The organism is Kitasatospora sp. NPDC088548 (assembly GCF_044753005.1).
GTDB lineage: Bacteria > Actinomycetota > Actinomycetes > Streptomycetales > Streptomycetaceae > Kitasatospora.
Genome location: NZ_JBIVMI010000009.1, coordinates 165,020 through 187,799, shown reverse-complemented (window position 1 = coordinate 187,799; position 22,780 = coordinate 165,020). Strand labels below are relative to the sequence as shown.

At 68.8% G+C, this 22,780-nt stretch carries 22 protein-coding genes and 1 tRNA gene; 9 read left to right on the top strand and 14 right to left on the bottom strand.

Annotation, left to right across the window (positions count from 1 at the left end):
* Positions 1 to 270: 270 nt before the first annotated feature.
* From hemC to ACIP82_RS14625, 3 genes are all read right to left on the bottom strand, one after another.
* Positions 271 to 1,239, bottom strand: coding sequence for a hydroxymethylbilane synthase (gene hemC, locus ACIP82_RS14635; protein ID WP_400653637.1), 969 nt, complete (start codon positions 1,237 to 1,239; stop codon positions 271 to 273).
* A 1-nt stretch (position 1,240) separates the two neighbouring features.
* The gene (locus ACIP82_RS14630; protein WP_400653636.1) at positions 1,241 to 1,708 is read right to left on the bottom strand and encodes an NUDIX domain-containing protein; all 468 of its coding nucleotides are present in this window, start codon (positions 1,706 to 1,708) and stop codon (positions 1,241 to 1,243) included.
* Positions 1,709 to 2,456: 748 nt separating this feature from the next.
* Positions 2,457 to 2,789, bottom strand: coding sequence for a hypothetical protein (locus ACIP82_RS14625; RefSeq protein WP_400653635.1), 333 nt, complete (start codon positions 2,787 to 2,789; stop codon positions 2,457 to 2,459).
* A gap of 256 nt (positions 2,790 to 3,045) precedes the next feature.
* On the opposite strand from ACIP82_RS14625, the gene ACIP82_RS14620 reads away from it, so the two are divergent.
* Both ACIP82_RS14620 and ACIP82_RS14615 read left to right on the top strand, forming a co-directional pair.
* Complete coding sequence (locus tag ACIP82_RS14620) at positions 3,046 to 3,879, top strand: Scr1 family TA system antitoxin-like transcriptional regulator (protein WP_400653634.1); 834 nt, start codon at positions 3,046 to 3,048, stop codon at positions 3,877 to 3,879.
* Positions 3,872 to 4,075 (top strand): DUF397 domain-containing protein, encoded by a 204-nt coding sequence (locus ACIP82_RS14615; protein ID WP_400653633.1) that lies wholly within the window; start codon positions 3,872 to 3,874, stop codon positions 4,073 to 4,075. Before ACIP82_RS14620 ends, ACIP82_RS14615 begins: the two co-directional genes overlap by 8 nt.
* 65 nt (positions 4,076 to 4,140) lie before the next feature.
* Here ACIP82_RS14615 and ACIP82_RS14610 read toward each other — a convergent pair whose 3' ends face one another.
* The 6 genes from ACIP82_RS14610 to ACIP82_RS14585 form a co-directional block, all read right to left on the bottom strand.
* Entirely contained in the window at positions 4,141 to 5,490 is a 1,350-nt protein-coding gene (locus ACIP82_RS14610; RefSeq protein WP_400653632.1) for a DUF3987 domain-containing protein, read from the bottom strand.
* 72 nt (positions 5,491 to 5,562) lie between these two features.
* Positions 5,563 to 6,282, bottom strand: coding sequence for a histone-like nucleoid-structuring protein Lsr2 (locus tag ACIP82_RS14605; protein WP_400653631.1), 720 nt, complete (start codon positions 6,280 to 6,282; stop codon positions 5,563 to 5,565).
* Positions 6,283 to 6,764: 482 nt separating this feature from the next.
* Positions 6,765 to 7,673, bottom strand: a complete 909-nt coding sequence (locus ACIP82_RS14600; protein WP_400653630.1) for a hypothetical protein — start codon at positions 7,671 to 7,673, stop codon at positions 6,765 to 6,767.
* Between the two features lie 39 nt (positions 7,674 to 7,712).
* Positions 7,713 to 7,973: a hypothetical protein gene (locus ACIP82_RS14595; RefSeq protein ID WP_400653629.1), complete on the bottom strand. Its 261-nt coding sequence runs from the start codon at positions 7,971 to 7,973 to the stop codon at positions 7,713 to 7,715.
* A 15-nt stretch (positions 7,974 to 7,988) separates the two neighbouring features.
* Positions 7,989 to 8,342, bottom strand: coding sequence for a hypothetical protein (locus tag ACIP82_RS14590; protein ID WP_400653628.1), 354 nt, complete (start codon positions 8,340 to 8,342; stop codon positions 7,989 to 7,991).
* Positions 8,343 to 9,263: 921 nt separating this feature from the next.
* Positions 9,264 to 9,419 (bottom strand): helix-turn-helix domain-containing protein, encoded by a 156-nt coding sequence (locus tag ACIP82_RS14585; protein WP_400653627.1) that lies wholly within the window; start codon positions 9,417 to 9,419, stop codon positions 9,264 to 9,266.
* 180 nt (positions 9,420 to 9,599) lie between these two features.
* Here ACIP82_RS14585 and ACIP82_RS14580 point away from each other — a divergent pair, with 180 nt between their 5' ends.
* Positions 9,600 to 10,166 (top strand): hypothetical protein, encoded by a 567-nt coding sequence (locus tag ACIP82_RS14580; protein WP_400653626.1) that lies wholly within the window; start codon positions 9,600 to 9,602, stop codon positions 10,164 to 10,166.
* Between the two features lie 5 nt (positions 10,167 to 10,171).
* Positions 10,172 to 11,452, top strand: a complete 1,281-nt coding sequence (locus ACIP82_RS14575; RefSeq protein WP_400653625.1) for a tyrosine-type recombinase/integrase — start codon at positions 10,172 to 10,174, stop codon at positions 11,450 to 11,452.
* 88 nt (positions 11,453 to 11,540) lie between these two features.
* Here the strand turns inward: ACIP82_RS14575 and ACIP82_RS14570 are convergent.
* A tRNA-Leu gene (locus ACIP82_RS14570) sits at positions 11,541 to 11,628 on the bottom strand.
* 292 nt (positions 11,629 to 11,920) lie between these two features.
* Here ACIP82_RS14570 and ACIP82_RS14565 point away from each other — a divergent pair.
* The 3 genes from ACIP82_RS14565 (at position 11,921) to ACIP82_RS14555 (ending at position 14,974) form a co-directional block, all read left to right on the top strand.
* Positions 11,921 to 13,264, top strand: a complete 1,344-nt coding sequence (locus ACIP82_RS14565; protein ID WP_363608823.1) for a M20/M25/M40 family metallo-hydrolase — start codon at positions 11,921 to 11,923, stop codon at positions 13,262 to 13,264.
* A gap of 278 nt (positions 13,265 to 13,542) precedes the next feature.
* Positions 13,543 to 13,785 (top strand): chaplin, encoded by a 243-nt coding sequence (locus ACIP82_RS14560; protein WP_400653624.1) that lies wholly within the window; start codon positions 13,543 to 13,545, stop codon positions 13,783 to 13,785.
* A 295-nt stretch (positions 13,786 to 14,080) separates the two neighbouring features.
* A complete protein-coding gene (locus ACIP82_RS14555; protein ID WP_400653623.1) occupies positions 14,081 to 14,974 on the top strand; it encodes a chaplin in 894 nt (297 codons plus the stop codon).
* Positions 14,975 to 15,217: 243 nt separating this feature from the next.
* Here ACIP82_RS14555 and ACIP82_RS14550 read toward each other — a convergent pair whose 3' ends face one another.
* A complete protein-coding gene (locus ACIP82_RS14550) occupies positions 15,218 to 15,427 on the bottom strand; it encodes a DUF5703 family protein (protein ID WP_363608817.1) in 210 nt (69 codons plus the stop codon).
* Between the two features lie 418 nt (positions 15,428 to 15,845).
* Here ACIP82_RS14550 and ACIP82_RS14545 point away from each other — a divergent pair, with 418 nt between their 5' ends.
* A complete protein-coding gene (locus ACIP82_RS14545; RefSeq protein ID WP_363608815.1) occupies positions 15,846 to 16,451 on the top strand; it encodes a hypothetical protein in 606 nt (201 codons plus the stop codon).
* 488 nt (positions 16,452 to 16,939) lie between these two features.
* On the opposite strand, the gene ACIP82_RS14540 is transcribed toward ACIP82_RS14545, so the two are convergent.
* A complete protein-coding gene (locus tag ACIP82_RS14540; RefSeq protein WP_400653622.1) occupies positions 16,940 to 19,207 on the bottom strand; it encodes an ATP-binding domain-containing protein in 2,268 nt (755 codons plus the stop codon).
* A 175-nt stretch (positions 19,208 to 19,382) separates the two neighbouring features.
* Complete coding sequence (locus ACIP82_RS14535; protein ID WP_363608811.1) at positions 19,383 to 20,363, bottom strand: aldo/keto reductase; 981 nt, start codon at positions 20,361 to 20,363, stop codon at positions 19,383 to 19,385.
* A 221-nt stretch (positions 20,364 to 20,584) separates the two neighbouring features.
* Here ACIP82_RS14535 and ACIP82_RS14530 point away from each other — a divergent pair, with 221 nt between their 5' ends.
* Complete coding sequence (locus tag ACIP82_RS14530) at positions 20,585 to 21,631, top strand: LLM class F420-dependent oxidoreductase (protein ID WP_363608809.1); 1,047 nt, start codon at positions 20,585 to 20,587, stop codon at positions 21,629 to 21,631.
* Between the two features lie 67 nt (positions 21,632 to 21,698).
* Here ACIP82_RS14530 and ACIP82_RS14525 read toward each other — a convergent pair whose 3' ends face one another.
* Positions 21,699 to 22,691: a magnesium and cobalt transport protein CorA gene (locus ACIP82_RS14525; RefSeq protein WP_363608807.1), complete on the bottom strand. Its 993-nt coding sequence runs from the start codon at positions 22,689 to 22,691 to the stop codon at positions 21,699 to 21,701.
* Between the last annotated feature and the right edge of the window lie 89 nt (positions 22,692 to 22,780).

The following is a 22,780-nucleotide window of genomic DNA, read 5'->3' as shown; positions in this document are numbered from 1 at the left end:
GTCGCGCGGGTGGTCACGCCGCAGCCAGGAAAAGCAAAAGGCCCCTGATAAACAGGGGCCTTGCTGGTGTCCGAGGGGGGACTTGAACTCTCCTCTCGGGCACCAGCGTTTGTTAGTTCTGACCTGCGGAAACATGCATGACACGGCGTCTGGTTGACGGCCGTCCCTACCCATGCTTCCTGCCCGTTTCCGGCTGTTAGGGACCGCTGTTGGTCATGCGTTGGTCACGGCGGGCGTCGCCTCTTGCAGGCAGTGTGAAGGTCACAGCCGTCAGTGCGGGATGCCCCCGATGATGTCCCGCGCTCCCTGTCGGAGGAGTTCGGCGCACGCCCGGGCGCCGAGGACGGCCGGGTCTCCCTGGTGCTCGTCCCAGACCATCACGTTGGCGAACTTCGAACCCTCGCGGTCGAAGACCATGCCACGAAGGGAGAGCTGCCCGTCTCCCTCGGTGGTGCAGTACCCGGCGATCGGGCTGTTGCAGTGTCCACGGAGCCCGTGGAGCATGACGCGTTCGGCCGTCACTTCCTGCTGCGTCTGCTTGTGGTTGACCTGTTCCAGCAGCGCACCAACGGCGTGGTCGTCCTGCCTGCACTCCAGACCGAGAACACCGGCACCGACGGGCGGCAACATCTCGTCCATGCTCAGCACGTAGCCGGGGCGCTCGATGCCCAGGCGGGCGAGACCGGCCACGGCCAGGATCATGCCGTCCGGCTTCACGCCGTCGAGCTTCTTCTTCCCGTCCAGCTTTTCGAGTCGGCTGCCGATCGCGCCACGCACCCTGACGACCTTGAGGTCGGGGCGGGCCCGGAGGACCTGCGCCTTTCGGCGGACCGCCGAAGACAGGATGATTGCGCCGGGCGGAAGGTCGGCAAGCGACGTGTGCTCGGAACCCTCCGGGAAGAGCAACACATCTCGGACATCCGGCCGCTCCATGTACGCGGCGAAGATGAGTCCCCTGGGCAACGGCACATCGCCCGGCACGTCCTTGACGCAGTGCACCGCCGCGTCGATGTCGCCACGCTGAAGCATGGTGTCGATCTCGCGGACATAGAGCCCCTTGCCGCCGAGCTGGGCAAGGTCCCCCTGCCACTTGTCGGCTTCGGTCGTGACCGGTACCACCTCAGTTTGAAGTTCCGGCTCGTACTGCCGCAGAGCGGCAATCACCATGTCGGTCTGAGTGAGAGCGAGCGGGGAGCTACGGGTTCCGATCCGAAGGGTCCGCTCCGGGAAGTCGACCATGTCAGTCCATCCTTTCGTGTCGTGTCTCTCGATAGGTAACGCTGCCAGGAAGCTGAAGGGGCGCCCTGATGCGGGCAGCGACGGCCGGATGCAGCAGGGCCTTCGCTTCGTCGCGGGTCGCCCAGCGCCATGCCGAAAGCTCCCGGGCCTGAAGGGAGATGCGATCCGTGTCGACACTGCTGAGCACCGGTCCGGACCACAGAAAGACGAGTCGATCACGAGCGCCAGGGCGACGGGCTTGCGCCCACTCCACGGCGAACAGGTCGTCGTCCCGGAGGTCGGGACGGAACCCCAGCTCTTCCCAGGTTTCCCGCAACGCGGCGTCCAACGGGGATTCCCCAGGCTCAACGACACCGCCCGGCAAGTGCCACGTGTCGAGTCCTGCGGCTTGCACGATCATCAACCGAGACGCCGGGTCCGTGAACAGTACGTACGACGTAACGGGGTGTCCGGGTGCGGCCCTGGGCACAGCGGTTCCTTCCTGTTAGGTCCACCCTTGCCTAATTCGCCGGCTGGAACGGGAGTCTGTGAGCCCGTGGCGGGCGGTCAGATCGGGTCGCCTCGAAGCGGTTTTCGATATGAGGCGGTCCCGCGCACTTGAGGGACCAGTAGATTGGCCGTCCCTGTGAGTTGATGTCCCGGAACGTCACGACGGTGCATCGCACCAACCCGCTGATCGGGTCGCCGGTGCGCTGCCGTCCGAGGAAGATGCCCCGGCGCCCGTCGGGGTGCTCGTAGAGCCGCAGCAACGCGGGGAGCTTCAGGTCGTCAACGCACCCGCCCTCGGACCTACGTGGGCAGTCACAGCCGGGCGCTCCCGCGAGCGTCAGCGCCTCGGCATCCGAGTCGAAGACGGGTCGGCCGTCCGGAACCGGTACGTACCCGGCACCAACGGCTTCGACTCGCTTCTGCTTCCGGGGCATCATTCTGGTCTTTCCTGATGGTGTGGTTGACGACCGGGGCGGGGGCCCCGAAGGGTGGTCCTGTTGGACGGCCCCGCCCGCCATGCCGGGGGTGCCCACATGGCGGACGAGACCCCTTCCCGCGGCCTGCCTACTTCACAGCCCCAGGGCAGGCCGCAGGGCTCTAGAACGGCCTACTCGTCGGCCGTTGTCTCCGGGGGCTTCTTCGGGGCTTCCTGAGGGTCGGCGGGGTCTTCGAGCCAGTGCTCAAGCTCTCCGTCACCGAATGATTCACCGCTGATCCACGACACGCGGTCACTCCTTCGAGAGCCCGAAGATCTGCCGGTCCAACTCCGCCCGAAGCCTCAGATGCCGGGGGGTCATCTGAGCACGCTCGTCACGGATGATCTGGCGCCGCCTGGGACTGAACACCGTCACAGGCCAGACGAACTGAAGGTGCAAGCCCCAAGCCATCCGGGCACTGACCGCCGGATGAGTGATGCGATGCGCCCACAGGCGCACCCGGCGGTTCATGCGGCCTCGCCGGCCGACTGGATACCCCGCCCGCGAGGTTTCGACGGGACCATGACGGGGATCAACTTCGGCTTGTCCGAGACGGGTTGAACCGATGCGGGTTTCGTCGTCCACTCGATGCCACCATGTTCCGGTCGCAGGTAGACCTGCCCGGACTCGGTGGCCATGTAGGCACCGTGGATGCCGTTGTGGGCCATGTCACGAACGATCTCGCCGAGCTGCGGTACGTAGAGGGGTTCCGGGGGGTTCTTCCGCCGTGCCAATGTCCGCTCCGTTCCGTAGTGCGATGACTACCGGGGGCGCCAACTGTCCTCTAGGCTCTGCATCTGTTCAACTCGTCGACTTTGTTTGATTGGTAGGGCGAACCCCTGTGAACAAACGTGAGCTTGATCCGGAGAGCTCCCCGGCCGCCAAGTTCGGAGCTCTTCTACGCACGTCACGCGAACAACGAGGTTGGACTCAGGAGCATCTCGCCGCACTCGCTGGTGTCACGTCGTCGTACATCTCGGCTCTCGAAATTGGCCGAAGGAAACCAAACCAACGCATCTCAACAGCACTTGACAGAGCGTTTGGTTCGGGAGAGCAGTTTCTGAGCAAGTGGCGAGAAGCCGGTCACGGCGTCCTGTTCGAAGGCTTTGACGAGTACCTACGCCACGAGTCGGAAGCCGCGGTGCTGCGCTTGTTCGAGATCAACATCGTTCCGAGCCTGCTCCAAACCCCTGAGTACATCCGGGCCTACCAGGAGGCACCCGTACTGAGAGGGGTTGCGACTCAACGGCAGGCTGACGAACGAACCGAGCGGCTGCTCGACAGGCAACGGTCCCTCGTTCAGGACCCGGCGCCCCTCGTCCAAGCGGTCATAGATGAGGGAGCGTTGCGACGACCTATCGGGGGCCGCGACGTCATGATCTCGCAACTCAAGTATCTGGAGTCCCTTGCCGCACAACCCAGGTTCCTGGTGCAAGTGAGCCCGTTCTCGGCGGGGGAGAGCCGGCCGTTTGCGCACCCAATTACGTTGCTGACCACGTCGAACAGGTCCATCGTTGGCTATGGCGAGACGGAACGACGGGGCTTCCTTGAACGCGACGCCAAGACGTTGGCGGACTGGACCAGTGAGTACGATCACCTCCAGGCCGAGGCGTTGCCCCGAGCGGCGAGCCGAGAGTTCATTCGAGACGTGCGGAAAGGCTTTGAGCATGGATGATCTACGCAACGCCACTTGGTACAAGAGCTCCTACAGCGCCCAGGCAGGACAGTGCATCGAGGTATCGCCCAGCCTGCCTGGCGCCGTCCCCGTCCGTGACTCCAAGGACCCTGAGGGCCCGGCACTGGTGTTCCCTGCCGCCGCCTGGTCGGCCTTCGTGGCTGCCATTCAGGCTGATGAGTTCGGCGACGTCTGAGGTCCGGCCAAACGAAAGAACCGCCCCGACCTGTAGGCCGGGGCGGTTTGCTTTGCTTCGAACGATCAGAGCAGTGCGAGGAACGGGTTCTCGGTTGCAGACGTCGGTGTCCGTGCGGGCAGCGGAGCCGGGGCAGGGATGTTGACCTTGGCCGGACGGTAGGTGTCCATGCGGACCACGGTGGCCGGGCGTTCGTCACGCTGGGTTCGTGGCCGGCTGTTCGGAGCGTGACTGGACTCTTCTTCGGTCAGGGTGTAGACCGTGGCCGGGCGGCCGAGGCCGGAGCGGTCGAGAGTGACCTTGACCCCGGGCAGTGCCTTGACCTCATCAGCGGAGGCACCCACGTACGGCAGAAGGTCTGAAGACCTCACCTTGCCTCCGTGCATCTCGATCCGGGCCCGGACCTTCTCCGCCAGCGTCGGCACCCGGCGGACGGGCTTGGCCGCCTCTGTGACCCCGGTGATCCCCACCGCGCACCGGACGCTGTAGCGCACCAGGGAGAAGGCGGCCGACAGACAGGCGTGGTCGATCACATCGGACCGCTCAGAGGCGGCCAGGCAGGCGGCCACCCGGATCGTTTGTTCGGCCGTCCGCTCGACGTACACGGCCTGTGCCTCGGGAAGGTTCTCCGATATGACGCGGGCGTACCGGCGGACGGTCTTCCACAGTGGCCGGGCGTCGTCTCCAAGGCTAATTACGTGCCTGTCGCCTGCTGCCCAGTAGTAGGCCTGTGTGATGTCCCGACCGTCCACCTCAGGCAGAGTGACCGCGTCGTCATCCAACATCGGCACGGACCCCAGACTGAAGGGCATGATCCTGTTGTAGGACCCTCCGGCCGCCTCCGTGGCACCGATGTACTTGATCCAGTCGGAAGGGGTGATGTGCGTGTGCATCACGAGCGCGGGATCTTCGACGGCCTGTGCGCCTTCCTTGGTTGTGTTGCGGATCGGGGCGCCGTCCCACGCGCTACGTAGCTTGGCCGTGAACGAGGGGTCGCGCTTCACCCTGCGCAGTACTTCGGACCACTCTTCCTCACACACCAGGGCCCGGACGTCGCGCCCGGCCTCCGTCTCCTCCGTGGCTTCCACCTGTTCGGCGAGATAGTTCACGAGGCTTGCACCGGACGTGATGCCGGACGTGGTGTGAGTCTCAAGGAAGCGGCCAAGGGCAGGCTTCATGATGTGCTGAGCAGCCCGCAGTGCCGTGCCCTTACCCCTGCCGGTACCTCCGACCAGTGCGGACCACAAAAGCGCCGGACGGGCGTTACCCCGGCTGGACACCTTGACGGTCTGGCCGATGGCTGCACTCCACATGCTGAGCGCGGCCACGTAGATGCCGACCGGATCGCACTCAACGTACGGGCTCACCTCTTCGACGGCCCGGCCGATGGGCCCGTACAACGTGATGGTGCTCAACTTCTCTTCTCCTGAGACTGGTTGGGATCGGGTGGCCGGGTCGGCCCGGCCACCCCAGATGCGCGCTGCTGGTCAGGCCGCTTGCTTGGTGGCCACGCGGTAGGCGTGGCGGACGGAGGAGGGAATGGGGCCCTTGGCGCTCACCGTGACGCCCTGAGCCTTGGCCCAGTCGCGTATGGCCTGTGCTTCGGTCTTGACCGTGGAACGGTCCGCCCGTACCGCCTGAGCGTCCTTCCTCACCGGTTCGGGAAGCGGGTCACCACCCTTGAACTCTCCGGCGCACACTGCGTCTCGGAAGGCCCCGGGCCTGGCAGCGTCGAAGCAGGGGATGCCGAACCCAACTGCGTCTTGCAGCTTCTTAGTTGCCCGCTCCGCACCCTCACCGCAGATGATCAGAACGGTGCTGCTGTCTGCCCGCCCCACAACCTCGTAACCCATGCGGCGGACGGCCTCCCTGGCGTCGTCCCACTCGTACCCCGGGATCTCGCCGGACACCATCACAGTGGGACGGACCTCCGGCTCAGCCTCGGTCTCGTGATCCTCTTCGGGGTCGTGGTCGACCTCTGCGACGGTTACGGTCGGCGCAACAGCAACCGGCGCAGCCTGAGGCTGGCCAGGGACACCAAGCGCATCCATCAGGTGACGAGTGAAGACAACCCCGTGCTCCAAGCACAGATCCCATGCGTGACCGGCGATGGTCAGAGTCTCCGTGGCCTCTTCCTCCCCGCCGTCCTTGGCAAGGTGGGCATCACAGAAAACACGCTCAACAGGTACCAGGACAGTCGTGCGCATGGGTTCTTTCGATCCTTAGTGGAGTGAGTTCCAGTGGTTCAGCCGGAGCCTTGCTTCTTACGGCTGCCATTCCCGCCCACCGGCCCGACCGGCGAACGCCTTAATTCTGCCACCCATAACCCAAGGAGGGCCCTATGTGTGCATCACGACTACATTTCTTCTAGGTAACTGTATGATAAATACATAGGGGGTAATGCCTTATTCGAAAGAGAGAGGACCCACCGGGGGTGGGTTCCTCTCGTCGTGTACGGGTTTCAAGTCTTCGGCCGGCAGGCCGCTATCCGGGCGGATCTGGGCCAGTTTCACCGCCTGAGGCATCTTCTCGGGTCCGAAGCGACTGCAAGTGGCCCCTGGATGGGTGCTCTTTGCCCTAATTGGCTTCCCGGCGCCCGGAAAGTCGCTCCTGGACACATACTGTTCCGGTTTTCAAAGCAAATAAGCGGGCCCCCGCCGAGAAGGCGAGGGCCCGCGAAGGAAGTGGGTTAGGAAGTAGGCCAGTCCACAGCGGCGCGAAGAATACCCTTGGACGGCTTGGTCTCATCGAAGGTCTGATCCGGCTTCACCGTATCCAGTCCAGGGAATCGAACGACCTTTCCGCCGTAGAGGTGGAGATTATCGATGTAGTCGGCCCGGTACTTCTCCGACTGGCCCTGACGGAAGCCCGTGAACTGAGACGCGTAGGTGCTGAAATCCGAGTGCCCGGCGACGATGTCTACTCCGGCCGGCATGGCCGTGGTGGACAGGACGGTGAAGCCAGCCAGGCGGGCAACCACACCATTCTTGGTCGCTCCGGCCTCGCCATAGGCACCGGCGTTGGCAATCGCCGGATGCTCAATCAGGTACCGCTTCACGCGGGGCGAAACGACCACGTAGCGGCCCTCTGGAATGTCGTTGCTGTCCAGGGCCAGCATGAGGTCCAGGATGGCACTGTAGAGGGCCTGGGGGGCGTTTCCAGCGGTCACCTTGACATTCGGCACGGCAGTGGCGCCAGCGGCGATCACACGACCCATGAAGCTGTCTGCCTCACGAGCCAGGGCTCGCACCATTTCCTTGTTGATCGGGGACTCCATAGCCCCGGCCACCTGCACCCGCTCGATGTTCTCAACGAGCAGCTGGAGAAACTTCGCCTCGGTGATGTGGAGGAGCTGGTCCACCGTTTCCGGCCGCTGGGCGGTCATGCCCTCAGGGAGCTTGTAGTCACCCACGGTCGGGCGGGTCAGGCTGTTGATGTGGACCGCGTCGCCGCGCTGGCGAATATCGCCCTCGTAGGAACGATTACTGACGATACGGGAACCCCAGACGAGCAGCGGGTCAAACTGCGTGAGAAGGCCAGACGTCCACTCCTCGCTAACGAAGGTTCCGGAAAGCTGATTCTGGTAGCTGTGTGCCAAAGTGACTCCTAATGATTAGCGGTGCTGAAGAGGGAGGGACTACGAGTTGCGGAGAACAGGGATGGTGTAGTCCTGCCATGGGTGCTGGGGCTCCGCGGCCTTCAGGAATGGTGCGATTGCCTCGCTGATGATCTCCGGGGACGGTAGGCCGTCCTTGCCGAGCAGCCTGGAGGCATCCAGGAACTCAAATACAGCCTCAGGGAATACAGCGCCAGCCTGGGCGGCCTGGTCCCTGATCATCGCCAGAACGCTCCCGCTGCCGAAGCCTGTGGGGCAGGAATTTGTAGCAGTGTCAGTCATGAGGACTCCAGAGGATTAGCGGTGACGGGCATCGAGAGACGGGGCAGGAGGATTTGGGGCGGTTCCACGGTGGTATCCGGCGCCCTGAAGAACCGGAAAGGCCTTGGCTGCCTGATTCGCACGTTCCTTCTCGATCGCCTCATGGACGGCCTCGGTATTCGTAGTGCCGTCCTCGGAAAGGAAGCAGTTCGGGTCGTAGTACTCGGCCAGAACGGTCACGCCCGCAATGGCGGCCTGGGTCCTCAGCTCAGCCAGTGCAAGCTTGCCCGCGTACTCGCGCTGAATCTCTGCCCGGATGGCCTGGGCAGGGTCAGCCGGCACTGCCTCCGGAGAACCGGAATCACCAGCGAGAGTCTGTTCGTCGCTCATGGCGACACCTCCTAGTCAGAACTAAATATCAAGAGAGAAGAGAGAGTAAGAGAAGTAAGCCGCCTTAAGGGGCGGCTATATCTCACAACAGGACAACGTGGAGAAGACGGGCCCCTTCCCCCAGGAATTTAACTTCACAGGGGATAGGGACACTCTCCGGTTGTGTGCTGTGGTCTCACAGGCAGGTATCCGCAGAGCCGCATTCGAGCATCTTCACAACGTGCTCTGGACTTCGAACGGGCCCGGACTCTCGTCCGCGTCAGAGGACCACCGCCCAGTGGTCTTGACTCCAAGGGAGAACTTCCCTCACCTATAAGAATTAACGGACGCACCCATGGTGAACGGTTCCATGGCGGGCACTGGGCCCCGGGTGCACAGGGGCTCTGCATGCCACCAGGGCCGGGCCGATCCGATCACTGACAGCCGGGTATTGGTCCGGCCCGTTTCCGGCCCGGTCTTTGCCTCCCTGGCGTCCCGGAACCACAGCTGGACCGTACGGCGGTCTTCGCTGTTGGAGTACCGGAGGTCAGGGTGAACACGTCGTTCCCGTTCGGATCGGCTGTCATGGGCCATGGGTGGGGTTTCGAACTGCAAGACGTCTTCGGTATGGACCCCGGCGCGCCAGGCGATATCGAGGGCGTCCGCCCTGTCAGGCCGGCGCTTGGGTTGCAGGCCGTCCCGCTTGCGCTGCCGCGACTGCGCGCGGCCCACGTTTTCCCGCCTCCGTCGGCACTGGGGATGGGCTGGATTCGCAGCTGGATTCGGCCCTCGCATACCAATCGGACGTTCATGGACGTACGGCTCACGACATGTCGCGCATACGAGCTTTACTCGCTTCACGGCTGGTGTGGTCAGGTTCTTCTCCTGGAATGAAGACGGCCCCCGAAGTGCCTCGGGGGCCGTCTGGGTGGTTCGAAAGAACTAATGCGCCTGCTGGTCCAGCCACCTCTCCAGGTCTCCAGGTCGGCACCGGAGGGACTGGCCGACCTTCCGGAACGGGATGCCTTCACTTCTCCATTGGGAGTAGACCCAACTCCTTGGCTTGTGAAGGTAGTTGGCTACGTCGTCCACCGTCATGAGGATTCGGTTCAAATGTTGTCCCCTGCTGCGGTCCGGTGGGCGGCGTTTCTGCCCGTTGCTGTCCGGCCTGTTTCCAGAACAACATGCCCGAACATGTGGCAGCAAGTTCAAATTAAGTGATCCCCGACACGTTTCCGAACTTGACGCAGCATGTTCGACTTGAGCTATGGTCGTGCCATGACCTCACAAACGAACGAACCTGGACTTCCTCCGGGCTGGCATCACGAGGGTGACTCGCTGGTCTGGGCACGGTCCTACGGGCCGTGGCTCGTCAAGGCCCGGTGCCCCTCCGGCGCGCCCTTCACCGGTCCCTCGGAACTGACCATCCACCTCGCCGTGGGCAGCAGCGTCGAAGAGGTCGAGGAGGGGATGGCCGCGGCTCTGGAGACGGACGGCATTCCGGCCAGCCTGCTCCGACAGCTTCCCTTCGCTGAGATCAAGGCCCAGGCCCGCGCCGTGCTGGCCCAGGCGCAGGACCAGGCGCCGGCCGAGCCGTGGCCGGTACCGGCACGCTGCCGGACCGACCTGGACTACGCCCTGCTGGTGGCCGAACTGGTCCGGATGAGGGCGACGGGAACCACGGCGCCGCAACAGGGGCTCGCGGACCGCTTGGGGATCGGCAAGGCGACCTTGTCCGAGCGGGTGAAGCGGGCCAAGGCACTCGGACTGTGGGACGGGAAGCAGCTCACGAACAAAGCATCTGAGCTGCTGGCCGAGTGGAAGAACGAACGAGAGGAGCGGTAGCACCAGTGGCAAAGCGCGGTAACGGGCTCGGTGGGAGCCCGACGGAGATCGTCCGCAAGGGTCGACCGAACACCTGGGGCGTCCGCACGCCCCTCCACTTCAACCCCGCTACCGGTAAGCGGGAGCGGTACTGGATAGGCCGGGAGTACGCCAGCAAGACCGAGGCGGAGAAGGCGCTTCGCAAGTGGCACAACGAGCACGACGAAGGGGAGCTCACCCCGCGCTCGGACATGACCGTCGGCGACCTCATGGACCGGTGGCTGAGCCAGCATCGGGGAGAGGACACCACCAAGCGGGGATACGAGCCGAAGGTCAGGCTGCACATCAAGCCCCACATCGGTTCAGAGAAGGTCGTGGAGGTCACCGACGACCGGTTGAACGATCTCTACCGGCTGCTGGAGACCACGCCGTGCCAGACCAACGGGGGTAGGCCCCTGGGGCCGAAGAGCGTCCGGCACATCCACAACGCCATCTCGGCGGCCTTCGAGACCGTCACCGGCCCCCGGCGGCTGCTCAAGGTCAACCCGGCCGTGACGGCCACCCCTCCGACCGAGCGCCAGATCAGGGCGGCCGAACCCGACTTTCCGACCCTGAATGATCAGGAGACGTCTCACTTCCTCGGTGAGATCTGGAAGCCGTGCGGCAACCGGGCCTGCGACGGCGGCCTCACCCATCACTGCCTGAGGGACGCTCCGCTGTGGACGTCGTACGCGGCTACGTCCTGCCGTCGTAGTGAGGTGCTGGGGTGGATGTGGGACCTGATCAATTGGGACGAGGGTTCGATCGAACTTGCCTGGGTGGTTGTCGAGGAAGGCAACACGTTCCGGCTGCGGAAGCTCACGAAGGACGGAGACGACAACGCGGTCATCTACGTTGATCAAGCCCTGCTGAACGTCCTCAAGTGGCAGAAGGCCCGGCAGGACGCGGAGAGAGCCCTTCTCGGGCCCGGGTGGGTCGATCACGGTCTCGTGTTCGCCCGGGACGGGTTCAAGCTCCAGAAGGCCGCCAAGGCCGGTGGGCCCCAGGACCCGGAGAAGGTGTCCGCCCGGTGGCGGACGGCCCGGAACCGGCTGCACCTGCCGGAGAACTTCCGGCTGCATGACTGGCGGGGGTCGAAGATTACGAACGATCTCGACAATCACGAGAACCCTGTAGAGGTCTCTGCCAATGCTCGGCATCACTCGCCGGGCTACACGATGTCCCGCTATGGCCGCCGTCGTGCTGAGGGAGCTAAGAAGCTGGCTGCTTCGAGTGCCAGCCGGATCGGCCTCTCGTCCCTGGTCTGACCAGGCAATCTCTAGGTCTGTTGGTCACGTGGTTGGTCACGCCACGGCCTAGAAAAGCAAAAAACCCCTGATAAACAGGGGTCTTAGCTGGTGTCCGAGGGGGGACTTGAACCCCCACGCCCGATAAAGGGCACTAGCACCTCAAGCTAGCGCGTCTGCCATTCCGCCACCCGGACCGGGTGTTTGTCTTTGCGGCCTTGTCGGTCGCGCTGACAGATGTAACTGTAGCAAAGATCGGCTGGCGGTCCCAAAACGGCCGGGGGTGGGAGTGCGGGGCCGGTGACGGGGGCTGGTGGTGGCGTGTGGCGGGGGTGTGACCAGGGGGTTTCGGGAGGTGTCCGCGGGCTTCGCGGGGTGGATCCGGGTGGGGGGCTGGGGGAGGATGGGCGGACGTGCTCGTACGACCTGGGTGCAGGTCCTGGGGGTGGCGCGCTGTCGCGTCCGTGCGGGCAGAGACGAGGAGTGACCGTGAGCGAGCGGAGCGAGTCGACGGAGCGGGCGGCGGCGCCGAAGGTGACGGCCGAGTCGGAGGTCGCCGGGATCTGCCGCGATCTGATCCGGATCGACACCAGCAACTACGGTGACGGTTCCGGGCCGGGGGAGCGGAAGGCCGCCGAGTACGTGGCCGAGCAGCTTGCCGAGTTCGGGATCGAACCGCAGATCTTCGAGTCGGCCAAGGGCCGCGCCTCGACCGTCGTCCGGATCGAGGGGGAGGACCGCTCGCGCCCGGGTCTGCTGATCCACGGCCACACCGACGTGGTGCCGGCCAATGCCGCGGACTGGACGTACGACCCGTTCGCGGGCGAGATCGCGGACGGCTGTGTCTGGGGGCGCGGCGCGGTCGACATGAAGGACATGGACGCGATGACGCTGGCGGTGGTCCGCGACCGCCTGCGCACCGGCCGCAAGCCCCCGCGTGACCTGGTGCTGGCCTTCGTCGCGGACGAGGAGGCGGGCGGCACGTACGGCGCCCGGTACCTGGTGGACAAGCACCCGGACCTGTTCGAGGGCGTGACCGAGGGCATCGGCGAGGTCGGCGGCTTCTCCTTCACCGTCAACGACCAGGTCCGGCTGTACCTGGTGGAGACGGCCGAGAAGGGCATGCACTGGATGCGGCTCACGGTCGAGGGCCGGGCCGGGCACGGGTCGATGGAGAACGACGACAACGCCATCACCGAGCTGTGCGAGGCGGTGGCCCGCCTCGGGCGGCACACCTTCCCGCTGCGGATCACCAAGACCGTCCGGGCTTTCCTGGACGAGCTGTCGGACGCGCTCGGCGTCAAGCTCGACCCGGAGAACATGGACGAGACGCTGCGGGTGCTGGGCGGCATCGCCAAGATGATCGGCACCACGCTGCGCAACACCGCCCAGCCGACCATGCTCGGCGCCGGCTACAAGGTGAACGTGATCCCCGGGCAGGCGACGGCGCACGTGGACGGGCGCTTCCTGCCCGGCTACGAGGAGGAGTTCCTGGCCGAGCTGGACAGCGTGCTCGGCCCGCGGGTGAAGCGCGAGAGCCTGCACTCGGACAAGGCGATCGAGACCAGCTTCGACGGGGCGCTGGTCGAGGCGATGCAGACCGCGCTGCGGGCGGAGGACCCGATCGCGCGGGCCGTGCCGTACTGCCTCTCCGGCGGCACGGACGCCAAGTCGTTCCAGGACCTCGGCATCCGCTGCTTCGGCTTCGCGCCGCTCCAGCTGCCGCCGGAGCTGGACTTCGCGGGGATGTTCCACGGTGTCGACGAGCGGGTGCCGGTGGACGGTCTGAAGTTCGGCGTTCGGGTGCTGGACCGGTTCATCGACGCCTGCTGACCGAGGTCCGCCGGGCCGGCGCGAGCCGGGCGCAGTGACCGGACGGCCCGTTCCCGGAGTGCCGGGGGCGGGCCGACCGCATTGTCCGAGCTAATGATTTGGGACAGCGAGGAGGAGATCGACAGAAACGATTCTGCTTGACTATTCGGGTCGATCATCTGTGCGGTGAATCACCGTTGCGGGTGAATGGGCGGAGCGCTCCGTACCCCGTTTGCCACACTCTCGTTCACTCCTATGCAGCCCGCCGAACGGGTCGCGTTATCCATACAGGAGGAATGATGAAGGTCAAGAAGATCGCCGCCGTTGCCGCCGCCACCGGCGGCCTGGTGCTGGCCGCCGCCGGTATCGCGTCCGCTCACGGTGGCGCCGCCGCCAACGGTGTGGCCGCCGGCTCCCCGGGCGTCGTCTCGGGCAACCAGATCCAGGTCCCGGTGCACATCCCCGTGAACCTCTGCGGCAACACCATCGACGTGATCGGTGTGCTGAACCCGGCGTTCGGCAACCACTGCGCCAACTTCTGAGTCGCGCAGGCTTCTGAGCGCCCGATTGACCGCATGATCGGCTGATCATCGGATCGACTCGCTCGGCCCCCGGGTGGCGGAAACGCCGCACCGGGGGCGCTTGCCTGCTCAGGGCCGGGCGGGGTTCCCTCAGGGGTGGTCGGGGTCATCCCTCGATCGGGTGAAAGAGGTTTGTTTCTCCCAACTTCTCCGCCGGACCTTCGTTATTCCGTGTGCACGCGGAGACCTTGCTATCCATTCGGAAATTCCGACTTTCAGCAGGTCGTCCTGTCGTCTCAATATGTCAGGGGAAAATATGAGGAATGTAGCCAAGAAGGGGCTCCTCACGGCTGTGGCCGCCGGTGGCGTTCTGGCCTCGGCCGCCGGCTACGCCTATGCGGGCGCCGACGCGCAGGGGGTCGCGGCCGGTTCGCCGGGCGTGGCCTCCGGGAACTCGGTGCAGGTGCCGATCGAGGTGCCGATCAACGCCTGCGGCAACACCGTCGACGTGATCGGCCTGCTGAACCCGGCGTACGGCAACCACTGCGCCAACGTCAGCGGGCACCCCGGTGGGGCCGGATCCGGCCACGCGGGTTCGGGCACCGCGGGTTCGGGCAACGCGGGCTCCGGTCACGCGGGTTCGGGCAGCGCGGGCGCGGGCCAGGCCTCCTCCGGCCAGACCGCCTCCGGGGCGTCGGCCTCCGGAACGGCGGCCGGCTCGCCCGGTGTGCTCTCCGGGAACAGCGTCCAGGCGCCCGTGGACATCCCGGTCAACGCCTGCGGCAACACCGTCGACGTGGTCGGCGTCGGCAACCCCGCGTTCGGCAACGGCTGCGGCAATGTGAGTGCCCCGGTGGCCCCGCCGCACCACGAGTGCTCCGAGGAGTGCGTCTCGCCCTCGCCGACGCCCTGCCCCGGCCAGCCGTGCACGCCGACCTCTCCGCCCACCGGGGAGACCCCGCCGCCCACTCCGCGGTCGGTCACCCCCACTCCCACCCCGCCGGTGACCCCTGGCACGCGCACGACCCCGGCCAGTAGCCCGAGCGGCTCGGCGACTCCGGTCTCGGGCGTCACCAAGGGCTCCACGCCCGGTGGTGGCCAGCTGGCGGCGACCGGCGCGGGCAGCACCGAGCTGCTCGGCGCGGCCGGTCTGGCGCTGCTGCTCGGTGGTGGCGTCCTCTACCGCCGTTCCCGCGCCGGCGCGCGCTGAGCCGGGCGCCTCGATCGGAGGCGGCGGTCGATGTCGCGCGCCCCGCGGCCGTCGGACAGAACGGACGGCCGCAGGGCGCGTGAATGCTCAGGGAGCCCTCAGGACGGGCTCGGCACCTGGGAAGTCGGCGTCGGACGGGCCGGGGCCGGAAGGGTTGGGGCAGGGCGGCCGGGCAGTGACACCCAGACCGTGAACGCCCGGGGGGAGTGCCCGGGGTGGGAAAGGTTCGGGGCGGTGCGCCCGTCACCAGCTCCTGACCTGCCGGATGATCCGCCGCCGCAGCAGCACCGTCCGGCTGCCGTCGGGGAACAGGCGTAGTCTGTCCAGCTCCCAGTGCCCGTACTCGGCGTGCTCGGTGAGCAGTTGGCGTGCCGCGTTGCGGCTGGTGCCGCGCGGCATGCGCAGCGACTGGTACTCGTACTCCGGCTGCCGGACCGGCTTCGGTGGGGTCAAAACGCTCCTCCTGAGGGACACCTGCGGGCAAGCCTACGGCCTGCCTCCGACAACCGGCCGGGTATTTTCGGCCTCGCTCCCCACGCGCCCCTCGCGCGCTCCCTCCGGAGCCCGTCGGCCCGCAGCGGGCCCGCAGCCGTCCGTGGGCCGGCCCGCTGCCGGCCGCTTTCCGTCCGTCGGCCACCCGCCCGCCTGACTGTTCGTCAGCTTTGCTTCTCCTGCTGACGGGATACCCGGAACACGGCTCGCGAAGCGGCACCGGGCGGACCCCGCAGTGCCGTTTCGCGCCCCTCGCACAGGGCGTGCGCGGGCACAGAAGCACGCGGATCGGACATCAGGGGGGAAGTTGCGGTGAAATCGCGGGTGTAGGTGACAACCGCTGTGCGTGGTGACGCCGAGGGGAGATAGCGTCTGCACCATGTCTGATGCCGCGCAGCCCACCATTGCCGAGGTACGCGCCGCCGCCGAGGCGGTCAAGGCCGCCATCGACCGTCATCTGGAAGCGGTGTCAAGCCCCAGCGCAGCGGACGATCCCGCTGTGTTCGCCGCCTACGAGCAGCTCGCGACGGCGGCCATCGCCTACGACCAACTCCTCTACGAGGTCTACGACGAGGTGACCCCCTTCGAGGTCCCCGGTGACGAGGGCCCGGGCGGCTTCCATGGCCCCGAACAGCCCGAGGCGATCAGCGTGCTGATCCGCCGCGACTACCACATCGTCGACTCGAAGCGGCTGCGCGCCCAGGCCGAGCGGCTGGACGACTCGCTGACCCCGGGCGGGGGCGGGACGAGCGGGGTGAACGCCGCGATCGGTGTGCTGTTCGGCGAGTACGAGCCGGACGAGATCGCCGCCCGAAGCGAGGAGTTCGGCCTGGAGGAGGCCGATTCGACGCTCTGGGTCGCCGCCGCCGAGCCGACCGAGCCGGGGGAGTGGCTGCCGGAGCCGTTCGAGCACGCCGACCCGCAGCTGCTGATCTGCCGGTTCGACGTCAGCGAGGTCTACGACGACGAGGACCCCGACGACTGACCGGGGCGGGCGCGGGTGCGCCTGCGCCTGCCACACGGTCGGGGGCGGTACCGGGACGGAAGGTCCGGGTACCGCCCCCGGCCGTTCGTCCGACAGCGCGCGGCCAGGATCCGACAAGGCGTTCGAAGCGGAAGGCACGCGACGCGGCGGCGGCTCGGGCGGTGCCGACGACAGCTCCGGCGACGAGCAGACCGGCGAGGCCGGCCGCGATGGTGCCCGAACGTTTCTGCGGGGGCGCGTGGTTTCGGACGTTTCTTTCGCAACGCGGGCGGCGTCAGAGCCGGCGCAGTGCTCCGCCGGTCTGGGTCATGCGTCCAAGGTTCGATCCACCGTTGCCATGAGCCTGCTTTATGGCGAGCCCCGAGCCCCGAGCCCCGGCCCGGCGACAGTCCCGCCCCGGCGACAGTCCCGCCCCGGCCCGCATCCGGGGCGGGCATGCCGACGGGCGGGGCCCGCGTGGGCCCCGCCCGTGGTGTGGTGAGCGACGGTCAGTACGTCTGGGCGGCGTTCTCGGCGAGGATCGCGCGCAGGCGGGTCGTCCGGGGCAGCGCCGGGCGCTCGGCGACGGCCTGCGGGAGCGCCGGACCGGCCGCGTGGACCACGGAGAGATGGCGCTCGCCGCGACCGAAGGCGGTGTAGACCCACTGCCGGGTGAGCGCCTGGGCCGCGTCGTCGGGCAGCACGACCACGGCGCCCGGCCAGCGGCGGCCGGCCGCCTGGTGGACGGTCAGCGCCCAACCGTGCCGCAGCCGGCCGGCCTCCGCGGGCGGGACGGTGCGCCGGGCGCCGTCGGCGTACTCCAGGTGCAGGCCGGCGGCGTCGCCGTCGAGCACCCGGGCCGGGCGGGTGATGCCGGGGGCGGGGGAGTCGACCACCCGGTCGCCCGGGTCGAAGCCTCCGAAGCGGCCGGGGCCGGGGTTGAGCCGGGCCTTCGCGGCGGCGTTGAGCGCCCGGGTGCCGGCGGTGCCGCCGTGGCCGGGGGTGAGCAGCACCACCTGCTCGGCGGGGATGCCGAGCGCGCGCGGAATGGAGTCGGTGAGCAGCTGGACGGCGCGATGGACGGCCTCGCCGCCGTCCTTGGCGGTCAGGATGACCACCTCCTTGTCGGGCGCCTCCACCGGCTGGAGTTCACCGATGCCGACGCCGGAGACCAGCTCGCCGATCGGGCCGAAGTCCGGGGTGCGGGAGGCCGTCGAGGGGCAGACCCGGGCGGCCAGCAGATCGGCGAAGAAGCGGCCCGGGCCGGCCGACCAGAGCTGACCCGGGTCACCGCTGAGGACCAGACGGGTGCCGTCGGCCAGCGACTCCAGCAGGGTGGCGGCCAGCTCGACGTCCAGCAGCGGCGCGTCCAGGACGACGAGTACGTCCAGGGCGAGCGCGCCGTCCGAGGAGCGGCCGGGGCCGGACACCCCGGAGAGCAGCTCGGCCAGGGTGGCGACCGGCACCGGCGGGTGGTCGGCCGCGCCGTCGGCCGTGCCGCCCGTCGCGGTGACGAGCGCGGCGAAGCTGTCCCGGCCCTGGTCGGTCCAGGTGGCGGCCCAGGCGCGCAGCCCGAGGCCGGTGGCGGCGTTCAGCAGGGCGGCGGGTTCGGCCCGGGCGGCCTCGCCGCCGGTGTGGGTGACCAGGGCGCTTTCGGCCGCCGCGCGGATCAGGGCGGTCGCGGAGGACGAGGGCGCCGCCTCGGCGGCCGCCTCCCAGGCGGCCGGGCCGGGGGCGACGGGCTCCGGCGCGCCCTCCTCGGGCGCGTCCTCCGCCACCTCGTGGGCCTCCGCTGCCTCGCCCGCCTCCGCCTCCGCCTCGCCCGCCTCCGCCTCGACGTCGACGTCCTCCCCGGGGGCGAAGGTGGACATCAGCCGGACCAGCCCGTCCGCCAGGCTCTCCTCCGCCAGCGCCAGCCGCTCCAGGGTGAGCAGCGTCCGGGTCGGCGGTTCGTCGTCCTCGTCGCCGCCGACGGCGGCCTGCGCCTCGGGCCCGGTCAGCTCCTCCTGGAAGGCCATCGCCCGGCCGTCCACCACCGCCGACTGCAGCGCGGTGGCGGAGTCCGGCAGACCGAGCCGGTCGAGCCCGGCCGCGACCTCGCCGATCTCCACGGCGGAGTGGCCGCGCAGCGCCGACTGCTCCAGCAGCCAGGGCACCAGCGCCTGGGCCCGGCGGGGGTCGCCAGGGCCGGCGGCGGGGCCGAGCAGGCCGCGGGCGAAGCCGTCCGCGTGCTCGGGGCGGACACCGGGCAGGGACAGCACCGCCCACGGATCGGCACGCAGCTGTTCGGCGGCGCCGTCGCCGAACTCGGCCACGGCGGCGGACGCGAGATCGGCGGGTGCGCCGCCCGCGGTCAGCACCTCGGCGGTGGCCCGCAGGGCCTGTGCCCGCTGCTCGTCCGTCACGGCGTGCGCCCGGGGCGGCGTCGGCCCGGCCGCCTCCGCCGGCGCGGTTCCACCGGCCGGGGCCGGGGCCGCCGCCACCGGAGTCGGGGACGACGGGCCCTGGGCCGCCGTGCCCTGGGCCGCCGTGCTCTGCGGCGCCGCGCTCGGCGAGGACGGGGCCTGCGAGGAGGAGGCCTGCGGTGCCGGGGCCTGCGGTGCCGGGATTCCGGACGCCGGGCCGATCTGCTGCTTCCCGGTCGCCCCGATCGCCCGGATCGCCGCCGCCACCGCCGCGACGGCGGCCGCCTTGTCGCCGCGGTCCGCGCCCGCCTGGTCGCCGCCGTCCACGCCCGCCGAGGTCTCCTCCTGAGCGCCGTTCTCCGTGTCACTCATCGTTCGCTCCAAGAAAGGTCACTCCACTGCTGGCGCCGGGCCTCCGCCGCAGGCGCGGCCGGCGTGGTCGGGCCGGCCGTGCCGCGCGCGGCGGCCCGGTCGGTCAGGTCGGTCGATCGGTCGATTCAGTTGGTCGGTGAGCGGCCGGGAACAGGCGGACCGCACCCGGGCCGTTCTACAGCTCGGTCCACCCCTGGTCCGGGTACCGGTGCACCGGCGACGAGATGTCGTCGAGCGCACCACGGATCTCACCCGGAAGCGTAAGCGCCTCCACCGACAGTGCCGCCTGCAGTTGCGCCACCGTCCGGGCGCCGACCAGCGCGCTGGCCACCCCGGGCCGGTCCCGGACCCAGGCCAGGGCCACCGCGAGCGGGCTGCTGGCCAGCCCGTCGGCGGCGGTGGCGACGGCGTCCACGATCCGCCGCGAGCGCTCCCCGAGGTACGGCTGGACGAAGCCGGACAGGTACGGCGAGGCGCCGCGCGAGTCCTGCGGCACGCCGTGCCGGTACTTGCCGGTGAGCACGCCCCGCCCGAGCGGCGAGGAGGCGAGCACGCCCACGCCCGCGTCCCGGGCCGCGGGCAGTGCCTCGCGCTCGATGCCCCGCTGGAGCAGCGAGTACTCCAGCTGCGCCCCGGCCAGCGGCGTGCGGCCGTGGTGGGCGTGCTGCCAGGTGGCGGCCTTGGCGAGCTGCCAGCCGCTGTAGTCGCAGACGCCGACGTACCGGGCGCGCCCGGAGGCCACGGCGATGTCGAGGGCGCTGAGCGTCTCCTCCATCGGCGTCGCCGGGTCGAAGGCGTGCACCTGGAGGAGGTCCACGTAGTCGGTGCCGAGGCGGCGGAGCGAGGCGTCCAGGGCGGTGAGCAGGTGGCCGCGGGAGCCGTCGAAGCGGCGGCCGGACTCCGGGACGCTGCCCGCCTTGGTGGCGATGATCAGCTCGGAGCGGGGGATCAGGTTCTCGGTGAGCCGGGAGAGCAGGTACTCGGCGCCCCCGTCGGCGTACACATCGGCGGTGTCGACCAGGTTGCCGCCGGCGTCCACGAACTCCTTGAGCTGCTCGGCGGCCTCGTGCTCGTCGGTGTCGCGGCCCCAGGCCATGGTGCCGAGGCCGAGCCGGGAGACCTGCAGCCCGGTACGGCCGAGGTGACGCTTTTCCATCGGACGGGCCCTCCACTGGCCGGTAAACGTGCAGGTGGGGAGAGGCTTCTCCACGTCGGCTGAGCGTAGCGGCCGGTGCCCGGACAGATGGGCCGACCCGCAGAACGATCACTACTCGCCCGGCTCGCCCGAATGTGACCAGGCCCACGACTACCGGCCAGTAGCATGACCGCCGGGCGCACGGCTACCCTCGCGGACAACCCGACTGGAAGGCATGGCACATGCGACTGGGCATCAACCTCGGCTACTGGGGACTCGGCATGGACGCCGACAACATCGCGGTCGCCGAAGAGGCCGACCGGCTGGGCTACTCGGTCTGCTGGGCGGCCGAGGCGTACGGCTCGGACGCCGCCACCGTGCTGTCGTTCGTCGCGGCCAGGACCGAACGGATCGACGTCGGCTCGGCCATCTTCCAGATCCCGGCCCGCACCCCGGCGATGACCGCGATGACGGCGGCCACCCTGGACACCCTCTCCGGCGGCCGGTTCCGGCTCGGCCTGGGCGTCTCCGGGCCGCAGGTCTCCGAGGGCTGGTACGGCGTGAAGTTCGACAAGCCGCTGGCCCGCACCCGCGAGTACGTCGAGATCATCCGCAAGGCGATGTCCCGTGAGCGCCTGGTCCACGAGGGCGCCCACTGGACGCTGCCGCTGCCCGGCGGGCCCGGCAAGCCGATCAAGCTCACCGTGCACCCGGTGCGCGAGCACATCCCGCTGTACATCGCCGCGATCGGCCCGAAGAACCTGGAGCAGACCGGCGAGATCGCCGACGGCTGGCTCGGCATCTTCTTCTCGCCCGAGCACGCCGCGCTCTCCGTCGACCCGCTGCGGGCCGGCCGCGCCAGGACCGGTCAGAGCCTGGACGGCTTCGACCTCTGCCCGACCGTCACCATCGCGGTCGGCGAGGACGTCGCCGCGGGCGTCGACGCCCAGCGTTCGTACGCCGCGCTCTACATCGGCGGCATGGGCAGCAAGGAGAAGAACTTCTACAACCAGCTCGCCCGGCGGATGGGCTACGAGCAGGCGGCGGACGAGATCCAGCAGAGGTACCTCGCCAAGGACTACGCGGGCGCCGCCGCGGCCGTCCCGCACGACCTGATCGACGCCACCTCGCTGATCGGCGACACCGCCCGGATCGCGGACCGGATGCAGGCCTACGCCGACGCGGGCGTCACCACGCTCACCCTGGCCCCGTCCGGGTTCGGCCTGGACGAGCGGATCACGGCGCTGCGCACCGGCGTCGCGGCCCTGGAGCGCGCCGGGCTGGCCTGAGCCCGACCGCCCCGGCGCCGGCCGGGGCCCGCCCCGGGGACTCGGGGCGGGCCCGGCCGGCCGCGCGCTACAGCCAGTCGTGCCGCTTGAACACCCGGTGCAGCACCACGCAGACCGCCACCATCAGCGACAGCGCCGCCGGGTACCCCCAGGGCTGGCGCAGCTCGGGCATGTCGGCGAAGTTCATCCCGTACACACCCGCGATCATGGTCGGCACGGCGGCCAGCGCCGCCCAGGCCGAGATCTTCCGCATGTCGTTGTTCTGCTGCACGCTGACCTGCGCCAGGTTGGCGCTCAGGATGTCCGACAGCAGCCGGTCCATGCCGTCCACCTGGTCGTTGGCCCGGGCCAGGTGGTCGGCGACGTCCCGCAGGTACGGCAGCGCCCGGGGGGTGATGAACGGCACCCCGCCGCGTTCCAGCCGCAGCATCGGCTCCAGCAGCGGGCCGGTGGCCCGGCGGACCGTCATCAGCTGGCGCTTGTAGCCGTAGATCCGCCCGGCGTTGTCGCGGCCGACCCGGCCGGGGGCGAAGACGTCGGCCTCCAGCTCGTCCAGGTCGGCCTGGAGCCCGGTGGCGACGTCGGCGTACCCGTCCACCACCGTGTCGCAGACCGAGTGCAGCACCGCGCTCGGGCCGTACCGCAGCAGCTCAGGCTGCTCCTCCAGACGGGCCCGCAGGCCGCTGAGCGGGCTGTCGGTGCCGTGGCGGACCGTCATCACGAAGTCCTCGCCGACGAAGACCATCACCTCGCCGCTGGTCACCGCGTGCCCGCCGGGGTGGTAGCCGAGCGTCTTGAGCGCCACGAACAGCGAGCCCTGGTAGGCCTCGATCTTGGGGCGCTGGTGCGCGCTGACGGCGTCCTCGACGGCCAGCGGGTGCAGCGAGAACTCCTTGCTGACCTGGTCGAGTTCCTCGGCGGTCGGCTCGAACAGGCCTATCCAGACGAAGCTGCCCCGGCCGGCCGCCCGCGCGGCGGCCAGGGCGCCGGTGTGGTCGGCGGGCGCCTCGATCCGGAGGCCGTCGCGGTAGATGGCGCAGTGGACGATCATGCGGGACATTCTGACCCCTGCACGGCCGTCGTGGGGCCACCTCGCCCCGGCCGTCGTACCGGTCCGGCCCCGGCCGTCCCCGCCCGTCGTACCGGTCC